This window comes from Psychroserpens sp. SPM9, assembly GCF_025153525.1.
GTDB lineage: Bacteria > Bacteroidota > Bacteroidia > Flavobacteriales > Flavobacteriaceae > Psychroserpens.
Genome location: NZ_JANZNR010000003.1, coordinates 121714 through 134612, shown reverse-complemented (window position 1 = coordinate 134612; position 12899 = coordinate 121714). Strand labels below are relative to the sequence as shown.

The window sequence follows — 12899 nt, the reverse complement described above, 5'->3', positions numbered from 1 at the left end:
AAACTGTTTATTTATTATACGATCGTTTTAATTGTTTACCAATAAACCTACTCAATAGTCTAATGTAGTATTTAAAGATACTAAATATTTGCAATTACTTTTATTTCTGAAATGATGCGATCTGCCAAATCATCGGCATCTTGCTGACTAGGCGCTTCGGTATAAATTCTAATAATAGGTTCAGTATTACTTTTTCTTAAATGCACCCAAGAGTTTGCAAAGTCTATTTTAACACCATCTATCGTTGTTAATTCTTCATGTGCATACTTTGCTTCCATTGCTTTTAAAAGCGCGTCAACGTCTAATTCAGGAGTGAGCTCAATTTTCTTTTTACTCATAAAATAATTAGGATAGGACGCTCTTAATTCACTGACACTCTTATGTCCTTCTGCCAATAAACTCAAAAATAATGCAACGCCAACCAAAGCATCTCTTCCGTAGTGTGATTCCGGATAAATAATGCCGCCATTTCCTTCACCTCCAATGATGGCTTTGTTTTTTTTCATGAGATTAACCACATTTACTTCGCCTACAGCACTTGCTTCATAAGTGCCGCCATGTTTTTCAGTAACATCTCGAAGCGCTCGAGTAGAACTCATATTACTTACTGTATTTCCTGGTGTTTTACTCAATACATAATCGGCACAAGCAACCAAAGTATATTCCTCACCAAACATCTCGCCCTTCTCATCCATAAACGCTAATCGGTCAACATCAGGATCGACAACAATACCGAAATCGGCTTGCTCATCAATAACCGCTTTAGATAAATCGGTTAAATGTTCTTTTAACGGCTCTGGATTATGAGGAAAATGACCTGTTGGATCACAATATAATTTAATAGGATGCACACCTAATCGTTCTAAAAGCAGAGGAATTGCAATACCTCCCGTAGAATTCACACCATCAACAACCACTTTAAAGTTCGCTTTTTCAATAGCAGCTTTATTAACCAAATCCAATGCTAGAACTTCATCAATGTGCATATCAATATACGCATCGTTCACGGTAATCTTCCCTAAACGATCCACATCGGCAAACGCCATGTCAGTGCTTTCAGCTATATCTAAAATTTTTGCACCTTCTTCTCCGTTTAAAAATTCGCCCTTTGCATTTAAAAGTTTGAGGGCATTCCATTGTTTCGGATTGTGACTTGCGGTTAAAATAATTCCGCCATCGGCATGCTCCATAGGCACAGCGATTTCAACGGTTGGTGTTGTAGATAAGCCTAAGTCAATCACATGAATTCCTAAACCAACTAAGGTGTTCATGACTAAATTCTGAATCATTTCTCCCGAAATTCGAGCATCTCTCCCAACAACAACTCTGTAATTATCTTTGTTGCGTTGTTGCTTAATCCACACACCATAAGCTGATGCAAATTTCACAGCGTCAATTGGAGTTAAATTCTCTCCAACCTGACCACCAATGGTTCCTCGTATTCCTGAAATTGATTTTATAAGTGTCATAAGATGTTCATATTTTGTGCAAATATACTATTTCAAAACTGTAATTCTTAACTCACAATTCGTAAATTACACCAATGAATTTTTTAGCCCATATTTATCTATCTAACAACGACGATCAAATCACAATTGGTAATTTTATTGCTGATGGAATTCGAGGAAAGCGTTACAAAAAATTTCCTATCGGAATTCAAAAAGGCATCCTGCTCCATCGTCAAATCGACACCTTTACCGATGCGCATCCAATAGTAAGACAAAGCACCAAACGTTTACACAAAAATTACGGGCATTACAGTGGTGTAATTGTCGATATTTTATACGACCATTTTCTTGCAAAAAATTGGGCTAATTATTCTGAAATTCCTCTTGCTGAATATATTGATAGTTTCTATGATTTACTCGGAAAGCATTTTGAAATTCTTCCTGTACGGATTCAAAAAATGATGCCGCATATGATTGCCGGAAACTGGTTGTTGAGTTATGCGAAAATTGAAGGTATTCAAAAGGTTTTAGATGGAATGAATAGAAGAACACAGAATAAATCTGGTATGGATACAGCCACAGTAGAACTCAAAGAATTTTACACCGAATTTGACACTGAATTCACCGCATTTTTTAAAGAATTAATCGCCTTTTCAAAAATAACCTTACAAGACCTTGAAATTCAATTAGCTCATGAAGATTAACTATCTATTAATCATAATCGGTTTAAGCATCTTATCCTGCAAGAAAAATGTTGAATCGAAACGCGGACTCACAACTCAGCATGCCATGGTTGTTTCGGCACGTGAAGAAGCCTCTAAAATTGGAAGTGCCATTCTCGAACAAGGTGGCAATGCTTTTGACGCAATGTTTGCTACAGAAATGGCCTTGGCTGTCACTTATCCCTATGCTGGAAATTTAGGCGGTGGTGGTTTTATGATATATCGCCTCAATACTGGTGAAACTGGCGCGCTCGACTATCGTGAAAAAGCACCTTTGGCCGCAAGTAAAGACATGTATTTGGACTCTCTTGGTCATGTAATTCCTAATAAAAGTACCGTAGGTGCCTACGCCGTTGGTGTTCCAGGAACCGTTGCTGGTATTTTTGCTGCTCATGAAAAATTTGGAAGTTTGCCTATTAAAACGCTATTACAACCCGTTATTGAACTTGCTCAAAACGGATTTATAGTCACCGAAAAACAACACAAGCGTTTTCAGAAATATGATAGTATCATTACAGCTGTAAACGGCAAACAAACGCTTATTAACAAACAGATTGCAGCCCATTCAACCTTTAAAAACACTGCTCTCGCCGAAACCTTAAAACGTATTGCTGAACATGGTCGTGACGAATTTTATACCGGACAAACAGCAACGCAACTTGTTGATTATTTAAACAGAAAAGGTGGAATTGTTACTATTGAAGATTTAGTGCAATACGAAGCTCAATGGCGTGAACCGATTAGTTTCAATTATGATGAGCTTAAAATTATTTCAATGTCACCTCCTTCTTCTGGCGGACTTTGCCTTGCGCAAATTATGAAAATGATTGAACCTTATGATGTTGGGCAATACGGTCAAAATTCGCTGGAAGCTATTCAAATAATGGTTGAAGCCGAAAAACAAGCTTATGCTGATCGGAGCTATTATTTAGGTGATCCCGATTTTGTGAACATTCCAATAACCGATTTACTAGACAGCACCTATTTACAAAACCGAATGGCTAACTTTTCATTTGAAAAGGCAATCCCTTCTGAAGCGATAACGTATGGGACACTACCTAATTACACCATGACCATAAAAGAAGGTGTTCAGTATCAAGAACATGAAGAAACGACGCATTATTCCATAGTCGATCAATTTGGTAATGCCGTTGCCGTTACTACAACTATAAACGGCGCTTATGGCTCTAAGCTTTTTGTGGACGAATTAGGCTTTTTTCTCAATAATGAAATGGACGATTTTAGTAGTAAACCTGGTGTTCCTAATGTGTATGGGCTCCTTGGCGGAAAAGCCAACGCCATCGCACCACAAAAACGAATGTTAAGCGCAATGACACCAACGATTGTTGAAAAAAACGGCGATCTTTATATGGTTGTTGGAACCCCTGGAGGCTCTACCATAATCACCTCAGTTTTACAAACAATTTTAAATGTCCATGAATATAAAATGACCATGCAAGAAGCTGTTGACGCGCCTCGTTTTCACCACCAATGGCTACCTGAAGAAATTAGAATTGAACCTAAACGTTTTGATGCTATATTACTGGAACAACTCAAAGCCAAAGGCTATACCATCAATGAAAAACGCACACCAGTCATTGGTAAAGTAGATGCGATTCTTATATTAGAAAATGGAACTTTAGAAGGAGGTGCCGACTATCGAGGTGACGATAAAGCTGTTGGCTTTTAAATCTACTTTCAGGACTGCTAAATCAATCAAAAAATTATATTTGTAAAAAATACAATTTCAATCAAGACAAATTTGAATAAATGAAACTATCACAATTCACCCTAGGAATTTTAATGGCATTAATGATTTTGGCTTGTTCTTCAGATAGCGACAATCCTAATGATCAAACTGACCCAACGGTTACCAAGCAATTAAAACAGATTTCATGGAGTAATGGCTATTCAGAAAAATATGTTTACGACGCATCAAATCGTTTGGAGTTAATCGTTCATAGTGATATTGCTTTTATTAATGAAGAAGCCAATGACAGCACTTTTATAAGCTATCAAAATGACAAAATCTCAAACATACTTAAGCGAGAGCAATCGGGAGATGAAATCGTAAACTCTGAATTACAGTTTCTTGAATTTACATCAAATAACGCTACCGGAACGAGAACTATTTTCACAGATTCAGGAGATACTTATATGGAGCAGACTTTTGAGTATACATTTTCAGGACACTTACTGAAATCCTATAAAACGTACAACCTCAATGGCAATATTCATTTTGTTCAAGAGTATGCGCATAATTCTGATGGAAATCTTATCACCTTTAATGAAATATCTTACGACTCAGCAATCAACGAAGTGGTATATGAATACCATAACAGCATTACTCAATGGGATGACGATAAACAAGTAACCGAACGATTGTTTTCTTGGGATGCTATTAGTCTTCCTGGTTTTTACCTTTCCAATAATAATTGTCTAAATCTTATATCAGACAGCACAACCTATGCGTATACTTTTGAATATGATACTGATAATTACGTCACAAAATATAACTTAGATGATGGTAGCTTCTTTACTTTGGAATATTATGATTAATCCTGATTGACGTTGAGAATTTCATTTTAACACATCTTTAAAAAAATCATTTCATCTATTTTGTATCTTTAGAAGATAATCAATCCAACCAAAATATGAAACGATTAATAGGAGCCGCTCTGGGCTTATTTTCTATTATTGCCTCTGCGCAAACCAAATTATTACGCCAACCTACTTTACACGGCAACGATGTTGTTTTTGTTTATGCCAACGACCTCTGGAAAGCTTCGGTCAACGGTGGCACTGCTATTAGACTTACAAGCGACGATGGTTACGAATTGAATCCGCATTTCTCTAACGACGGTAAATGGATTGCATTTTCAGCTCAATATGATGGGAATTTTGACGTTTTTATCATTCCTAGTGAAGGTGGAGAACCTAAGCGTTTAACTTATCATTCTGCAGGTGATTTTGTAGAAGGCTGGACACCTGAAGGCACTATATTATTCCGTTCCAATCGCGAAGCAAAACCAACACAAACCAATAAATTTTTTACCGTATCTACTAAAGGAGGTTTACCTGAAGCTGTCAATATTCCACGTGCGGCTTATGGTGAAATTTCTGCCGATGGTAAACACATCGCCTATACGCCTATTACCTCTTGGGATGCCGAATGGCGAAATTATCGTGGTGGCCAAGCCATGCCAATATGGATTGTAGATTTAAAAACGAAAGAACTCATAACCACGCCTCAAGCTGATAAAGAGCGTCACCTTTATCCTGTTTGGCTCAACGGAACGGTCTATTATCTTTCTGAACGTGATTACACCAGTAATATTTGGTCCTTCGATCCTAAAACAAAAACTGAAAAACAACTTACCTTTCATAAAAAATTTGATGTCAAAAGTTTAGATGCTAGTAAGGATAAGATTGTATACGAACAAGGCGGATTATTACACACGTTAAATCCTGCTGATGGTAGTATAAAAACATTACAAATTGAAGTTAAAGCCGATTTGAATTTTTCTCGTACCCGATGGGAAAATGTTTCAGGCAGACAATTATCAAATCCTAATATATCGCCAAACGGGAAGCGCGCCATCTTTGAACATCGTGGCGACATTTTTACAATTCCTAAAGAAAATGGTACTTGGAGAAATCTAACCCATACTTCTGGTGTTGCAGACAGAGCTCCAATTTGGTCACCTAAAGGTGATAAAATTGCCTGGTTTTCTGATCAAAGTGGTGAATACCAATTGGTCATTGCTGATCAGGATGGACAAAATCAATCGTCTATCAAACTCCCTAATAACACCTTTTATTTTCAACCAGATTGGTCTCCTGACGGAAAACATTTAGCCTATACCGATACCGACTTCAATATTTGGGTCATTCACTTAGAGTCTAAAAAAGCAATCAAAGTGGATACCGAAGGTTATGCACATCCAACACGATCCATGAATCCTGTCTGGTCCCCAGATAGCAAATGGATTGCCTACGCCAAGCAAAATAATTCTAGTTTTAAATCTATTTATGCCTACCATATAGATTCTAAAAAAATCACAGCGATTACCGATCCTATAGCCGATGCGATTAGTCCGGTTTGGGATGCTTCAGGAAAATACCTTTACACCTTAGCTAGTACAGATTACGGATTAGCAACGGGCTGGTTAGATATGAGTTCTTATGATCCAGAAACAACGCGTAGCTTATATGCCGTTGTGTTAAATTCAAAAGACAAAGCACCCAATCATATTAAATCTGATGAAGAAGCTTCCGAAGCAAAGAAAGAGGACAAAGATGATGCTGATAAAGATAAGTCTAAAGACAAAAAAGATGACCAAACCTCAAGTGTAACGGTTACTATTGATGCCAAAGGACTCTTTGATAGAGCCGTTCCTTTAAGCCTTCCTAATGGCAATTATGTGGGTCTTGCCAAAGCACCGCAAGGACATGTCTTTGTGGCTGAAGTTGGTGATGACGGACTCAAAATTCATGATTTTGATACCGAAAAAGATGAAGCCGAAGTATTTGTTGAGGGGATTTCAAATTTAATTATTTCCGAAGACCGAAAATCGGCTTTAATTAATAAAAACGGACAATGGGCTATTTCTTCAACCAAAGGAAAACCTAATTTCTCTAAAGATAAAATTGATACAAACCTTAAAATAAAAATCAATCCCCAAGAAGAATACCACCAAATTTTTAAAGAAGGCTGGCGTTTTATGCGTGACTTCTTATATGTTGATAATGTACATGGCGCACCTTGGGACGATGTTTATAAATGGTATGCGCCTTGGATTGACCATGTACGACACAGAACCGATTTAAATTATGTGGTTGATATTATGAGTGGTGAAGTTGCAGTTGGGCATTCCTATGTGTCTGGTGGCGATATGCCAAATGTAGATTTTGTTCCTGTGGGATTATTGGGTGCCGATATCAAATCAGTAAATGGCAATTATCAAATCGCGAAAATATACACTGGTGAACGTTGGAATCCTGGCACTAATGCTCCGCTTGCACAACCAGGAATTAATATAAACGAAGGCGATTACATTGTGGCTATCAATGGTCAAAAACTAACCACAACTACTAATCCATATCAATTGTTAGAACAAACTGCAGGTCGTGAAATTAATATCACTTTTAACAGCAAACCTTCAATGGATGGTGCGCAAACAGTTTTAATTAAACCTGTGAGCAGTGAGCGTAATTTACGTTATGTAGAATGGGTTGAAAGCAATCGTCGGAAAGTCGATGAATTATCTAACGGAAAATTAGCTTACGTCTATGTACCCAATACGGGTGGCGGTGGTTTTACTTCATTTAACCGCTACTATTTTTCACAACAAGATAAAAAAGGCGCTATTATTGACGAACGCAATAATGGTGGAGGTTCTGCCGCAGATTATATGATTGATATTATGAATCGTAAACTCTTCGGATATTTTAATAGTAAAACTGAAACCAACAGACCTTGGACCACACCTATGGCTGGAATTTGGGGACCTAAAGTGATGATTATTAATGAGCGCGCCGGATCTGGAGGTGACTTATTACCATATATGTTTAAAATGGCTAATATTGGAACCTTAGTCGGTACCCGAACTTGGGGCGGACTCGTAGGTACTTGGGACACACCGCGTTTTATTGATGGCGGACGAATGGTAGCACCACGTGGTGGGTTTTATGACATTGACGGTAATTGGGCAGTTGAAGGTGAAGGTATTGCACCAGATATAGAAGTGATTCAACACCCAAAACTAGTTACTGAAGGTAGAGACCCTCAACTCGAACGTGCTGTTGAAGAAGCGATGAAACAACTTAGAAATAACGAATTTGAACTCATGCCTGAACCTGAAGCACCAATACGATCAATGCGACCTAAAGGCTATAAAAACGACAACTAATTTGAATACACAATATGACGTGGTGATCTTGACAGATAGCCGCTATCTCAATGATTCTAAAACCGACGCTTACAAACACAACGTTTACTATGAAGATCGTTTAGTCTATCATGCTTTAGAACAAATCGGACTCAAAACATTGAGACTTGCTTGGGATGATCAGTTTTTTAACTGGTCATCTACCAAAGCCGTATTATTTAGAACAACCTGGGATTATTTTGATCGGTTTAATGAATTTTCAGAATGGTTAGAAATGGTATCACAACAAACCTTACTCTTAAATTCTGAAGCGATAATCCGGTGGAACATCGATAAACATTACCTTTTAGATTTACAAAACAAAGGGATTCATATAGCTGAAAGTCATTTTATAGAACAAGGCGCAAAGGTCACACTTGAGCAATTGCATCACATACTCAATTGGGACGAAACCGTTTTAAAACCTTGTATTTCTGGAGCGGCACGACATACCTATAAACTAAATTTAGAAAATTTAAACACTTACGAACCCATTTTTCAGGAGTTAATACAAGAAGAAGCCATGATGCTACAACCCTTTCAGCATAATATTGTTGCCAAAGGCGAAATTTCTATGATGGTGTTCAACGGAACTTTTACGCATGCAATTTTAAAAACAGCTAAGACAGGTGATTTTAGAGTTCAAGATGATTTTGGCGGAAGTATTCAAGACTATACACCTACAGCTCATGAAATTACTTTTGCTGAAGCTGCCGTTTTAGCTTGTATCGAATTACCAATTTATGCCAGAGTTGATATTTTTGAAGATAACAATGGACATATTGCGCTTTCAGAATTAGAACTTATTGAACCCGAATTATGGTTTAGATACCATAAAGAAGCTGCATTATATTTAGCAAAAGGCGTTAAATCAAAATTAAACTAACGAAGTTTCATTCTGAATTTGCTTCAGAAATACACCACATTTTTCCCTACCTTTGAAACAAAATAATTGAAAGTGCCAAAGCCAAAAAAAATCTTAAAAATCATTGGAGGAATCATCGTTTTCTTCACCTTACCTACACTTCTATTCTTTGCGTTTATGTATCTCAAGTACGATGAAGATTTACCTCTAGGAACTCAAGGTGAAGCAGCCGATCAATTAGCCATTCAAATGCTAAACCAGCTGGATTATGAGGCTTATAAAGCAACCGATTATATTGAATTCACTTTTAAAAAACGACACCATTTTAAATGGAATAAAGCAAATAATACTTGTGAAGTCTACTGGAAAAATATTCGAGTAGCATTAAATTTAGCTAATCCTAAGGATGCGCGTGTTTATATTTCTGAAAACGAATATACTGAAGATGATAAAGCAAACTATATTCAAAAAGCAATAGACCTTTTTAATAACGACAGTTTTTGGCTGGTAGCACCTTACAAAGTATTTGATCCTGGTGTCGAACGTAGATTAGTTAAAACTGAAGCGAACAAAGAAGCGCTTTTAGTGACTTATACTAATGGAGGTTCCACACCTGGCGATTCTTATCTCTGGCATTTTGACGCCAACGGAACACCTAAAAGTTTTCAAATGTGGGTAGATATTTTACCCATTAACGGATTAGAAGCCTCGTGGAGTGATTGGATAACGACTAGTACAGGCGCCCAACTTCCTAGCTTTCATAAATTCTTGTTTATGGGACTGGAAATTGAGGATATAAAAACTGAACAGACAGCAATCAATGAAAGTGATGATTCCAAATTGGAGGTCGTATTTTAATCGTTCTAAATAGTAACAAACGCTTTGTATGAAAGAGCTATTTAACCTTACGTACGATTGCCTCATGGGTTTAGCTAATCTTACAGGATTTAGTTATAAAGAAATTAATATCATTATTTGGTTTATTATTATCCCTTTATCATGGACAATCCTTATAGACAAAATTAAAGGCAAGCATTACTTTAAAATCAGTTTTTTAACACTAAGTCTACTGACACTTGTACTAATTGCAGATTTTTCAGCGTTTTCAAATAGTCTGTTTGATACGTCGGCCGATTTCCTCAGAAGCTTTGATAGCATCGGAAGCAATTATATAACAACATCGGTCATTATATGCTTGATACTACCTCTTATAATTTACGGGTTGCTCATCAGAAGGGCATATTTTAAAAATAAATAATTTTCTAAAGAACTAATCCTGAGTTCAAGATTTCTATTTATTACCGCAATGTAAAACACTAACTTCTCTGCCCAACAAATTGTTGCGATTTCAATTTAAACAGTACATTAAACGTGGTTAAACTCCCATAACTTCGGGTGATATATTGTTGCAAATCTATCTTTTCTTGCTCATCCAAGTTTTTGCTCGAATTAATCTTTTGTTCCATAACTCGCAGTCGGTCGCGCACCATTGTTATTTTATGAAAGAAATTATCTATTGGTAATTCTTTGCCTTGAAGATTTGTATCAACAGGTTCCAAAATAAGCTTTCCGCCTTTCCATTTTTCAGCAATAGGAACTATTTCAGTCACATCACTCCAACGTTTTAAAATATGAACAAGACTGCTTTCTACTTCAGCAAAACTAACGGTATCAACTTCATCTTCGCAGGCTTCAATAACGTCAAACTCACTGTCAATATCTATAGTTTCTAATCCATTGTCCATAAATGTGACCCAATAATGTTTTGAGGTTACATTAGTAACAACCCCTTTTCCAAATTCGCTGTGGTTAATTCTTGAACCGATTCCTAGTAATTGCATATATAAATTGATTAATTGATGTTTTAGTAAAACAAGTATACTAATAATGCTTAATATTTACTAATTTTATGAGATAGCCTCTCAAAATTTACGCTTGTGTTTCCTACCAATAAATCGCTTTAAAATGAAACTCAAATACACCTTATTAGTCATCACTAGTTTGGTGATAGGAATCTGTCAATCTCAGGAACAGCATAATTGTAGCTTAGAAAATCCCATTACTATCGCACATGACCGTTGCGGCTACGTTGAAGTTCCTAATAATTGGGATAATAAGAACGATGGAAACACCAGAATTGCTTATGCCGTGATTCAATCAAAATCTGAAAACCGCAAAGAAGATCCCTTAATATTTCTTCAAGGAGGTCCTGGTGGAAGTGTATTACCTTATGCCAATGTGTTTGCTGGGCTAGCTATAGATCCAGATCGTGATTTTATTATGTATGATCAACGCGGTATAGGGTTTTCTGATGAGATTTGTTCGGGTTTAAGTTTGACATTTTTAGAAGTCATGGCCTCAGATATAGCCCTAGACAAAGAAGATGAAGCACTTTTAAAGCTTAGTTCTGATTGCATCAAATCACTAAACAACACCAACTTTAAAACGGCTTTTGGTTCTTATCAAAGTGCCAGAGATTTGGAAGCGTTAAGGCAGCATTTAGGATATAAACAACTCAATATTTTTGGTGGTTCGTATGGAACACGATTAGGATTGAAATATATGGAAATGTATCCTACAAGTATACGGTCTTCTATTCTTTCTGGCTTATTCTCTCCTGAAACAAGGCTTTATGAAAATATTTACACCAATTTAAATCGTTCACTAGAGCAACTTTTTGAATCCTGTAATAGTGACACCAATTGCAAAGCCAAATATCCTAACTTAAGAAAAAACTTTAAATCGGTTTGTGAAAATTTAGACACTAAAGGACAAACCTTTTCAATTCAAAACAATGATTTTGTTATCAATAAGCAAGATTTTCTTTTACTTATCCAGCAAATGCTATACAATAGAAATACGATTGCCAATGTTCCATCTTTTATAATGGCATTTAGCACCAATAATGTTGAAGCCATTCAAAATGGCATTTTAGCTTTTGCATCCCGATTAGGAGTTATTAATGTTGCTGCTTATTGGTCTGTAAACCTTAAAGATGAAGGTGCTTTTAAAAACAAAACACTAGTTTCCAATGACGAAAAAAAATATCCATACCTCGCCAATGGCGTCAGCTTATTTGCTTCAGATCCTGATGTTTTAAAATTTTGGCCTTCAAAAGATACTTCCTACACCAAAATGAAAGCTGTAATTTCAGAAATTCCTACACTTTTAATCAGTGGTGAATGGGATCCAATTACACCTCCTTCAAATGGAAAACAAGTGGCAAAATCGTTAAAACATTCTATTCATGTTATATTTCCTTCCGAAGGTCATTGTCCGATGAATGCTTGCTTTTTTCAAATGGCAGTAGCATTTTTAAATAATCCTATGCAGCAAGTAGATACTTCATGTGTACGAGTTAATCCAATTGCTTTTGATTGAACCGTTTTTTTTATAAATTTGTAATATTCTGAATTTAAACGTCTTTAATTATGAAAAACCTATTTTTTGCAGCCTTTTTTTTAGGATTTTGTTTTGTCGCTACAGCTCAAAACGAACCGAAAGTTGGTGATGTTTTGGAAATAAGTGAACCTTATGCCCAATCATTTAATCATATCAACTTTCCGAAACAAAATATTTTAATAAAACGTGGAAAAGTTGCCAACTACAATAGTGTTTATGGCAATAAAGTGGTTGTTGAAGCAATAAAAACAAAAGATGATGGTACAACCTATGTCATCTTAAAGAAACAAGATGGTAGTAAATTTTTCAACTACTTAACAACAGTAAAAGCCAATTACCAAAAAGCTATTGACGCTGGAGAGTTATCAAAATAACCATCTTAAATAACTAAATATTAAATAAAACGTGTTGAAAATTCAACACGTTTTTTGTTTGTAAGCCTTAAAATTGAATCCATCTAATATCGTTTTCGCTTGTAATCTTCACTCTAAATTAACAACTAAAAATTGTACCTTTGCAACTTTGCTATCCA

The 12899-nt window shown here is 36.2% G+C and carries 11 protein-coding genes; 9 read left to right on the top strand and 2 right to left on the bottom strand.

The annotated features are described in order from the left end of the window. Positions 1–80: 80 nt before the first annotated feature. Positions 81–1469 (bottom strand): phosphoglucosamine mutase, encoded by a 1389-nt coding sequence (glmM, locus tag N4270_RS06990; protein WP_260096307.1) that lies wholly within the window; start codon positions 1467–1469, stop codon positions 81–83. 74 nt (positions 1470–1543) lie between these two features. Here glmM and N4270_RS06985 point away from each other — a divergent pair, with 74 nt between their 5' ends. The 7 genes from N4270_RS06985 (at position 1544) to N4270_RS06955 (ending at position 10223) form a co-directional block, all read left to right on the top strand. Continuing rightward, entirely contained in the window at positions 1544–2152 is a 609-nt protein-coding gene (locus N4270_RS06985; RefSeq protein WP_260096305.1) for an acyl carrier protein phosphodiesterase, read from the top strand. Continuing rightward, positions 2142–3860, top strand: a complete 1719-nt coding sequence (gene ggt, locus N4270_RS06980) for a gamma-glutamyltransferase (protein WP_260096303.1) — start codon at positions 2142–2144, stop codon at positions 3858–3860. Before N4270_RS06985 ends, ggt begins: the two co-directional genes overlap by 11 nt. A gap of 80 nt (positions 3861–3940) precedes the next feature. After that, positions 3941–4729: a hypothetical protein gene (locus tag N4270_RS06975; protein WP_260096301.1), complete on the top strand. Its 789-nt coding sequence runs from the start codon at positions 3941–3943 to the stop codon at positions 4727–4729. Positions 4730–4824: 95 nt separating this feature from the next. Further along, positions 4825–8082, top strand: a complete 3258-nt coding sequence (locus N4270_RS06970) for a S41 family peptidase (RefSeq protein ID WP_260096300.1) — start codon at positions 4825–4827, stop codon at positions 8080–8082. 1 nt (position 8083) lies between these two features. After that, on the top strand, positions 8084–8986 hold the full coding sequence (locus tag N4270_RS06965; protein ID WP_260096298.1) for a RimK family alpha-L-glutamate ligase: 903 nt from the start codon (positions 8084–8086) through the stop codon (positions 8984–8986). 72 nt (positions 8987–9058) lie between these two features. After that, complete coding sequence (locus N4270_RS06960; protein WP_260096296.1) at positions 9059–9823, top strand: hypothetical protein; 765 nt, start codon at positions 9059–9061, stop codon at positions 9821–9823. Between the two features lie 28 nt (positions 9824–9851). Continuing rightward, positions 9852–10223, top strand: a complete 372-nt coding sequence (locus N4270_RS06955; protein WP_260096294.1) for a hypothetical protein — start codon at positions 9852–9854, stop codon at positions 10221–10223. Between the two features lie 58 nt (positions 10224–10281). Here N4270_RS06955 and N4270_RS06950 read toward each other — a convergent pair whose 3' ends face one another. Beyond that, on the bottom strand, positions 10282–10806 hold the full coding sequence (locus N4270_RS06950) for a hypothetical protein (protein WP_260096293.1): 525 nt from the start codon (positions 10804–10806) through the stop codon (positions 10282–10284). Positions 10807–10930: 124 nt separating this feature from the next. Here N4270_RS06950 and N4270_RS06945 point away from each other — a divergent pair, with 124 nt between their 5' ends. Together N4270_RS06945 and N4270_RS06940 are read left to right on the top strand one after the other, a co-directional pair. Next, positions 10931–12346 (top strand): alpha/beta hydrolase, encoded by a 1416-nt coding sequence (locus N4270_RS06945; RefSeq protein ID WP_260096291.1) that lies wholly within the window; start codon positions 10931–10933, stop codon positions 12344–12346. 50 nt (positions 12347–12396) lie between these two features. After that, complete coding sequence (locus N4270_RS06940; protein WP_260096289.1) at positions 12397–12741, top strand: hypothetical protein; 345 nt, start codon at positions 12397–12399, stop codon at positions 12739–12741. Positions 12742–12899 lie beyond the last annotated feature (158 nt).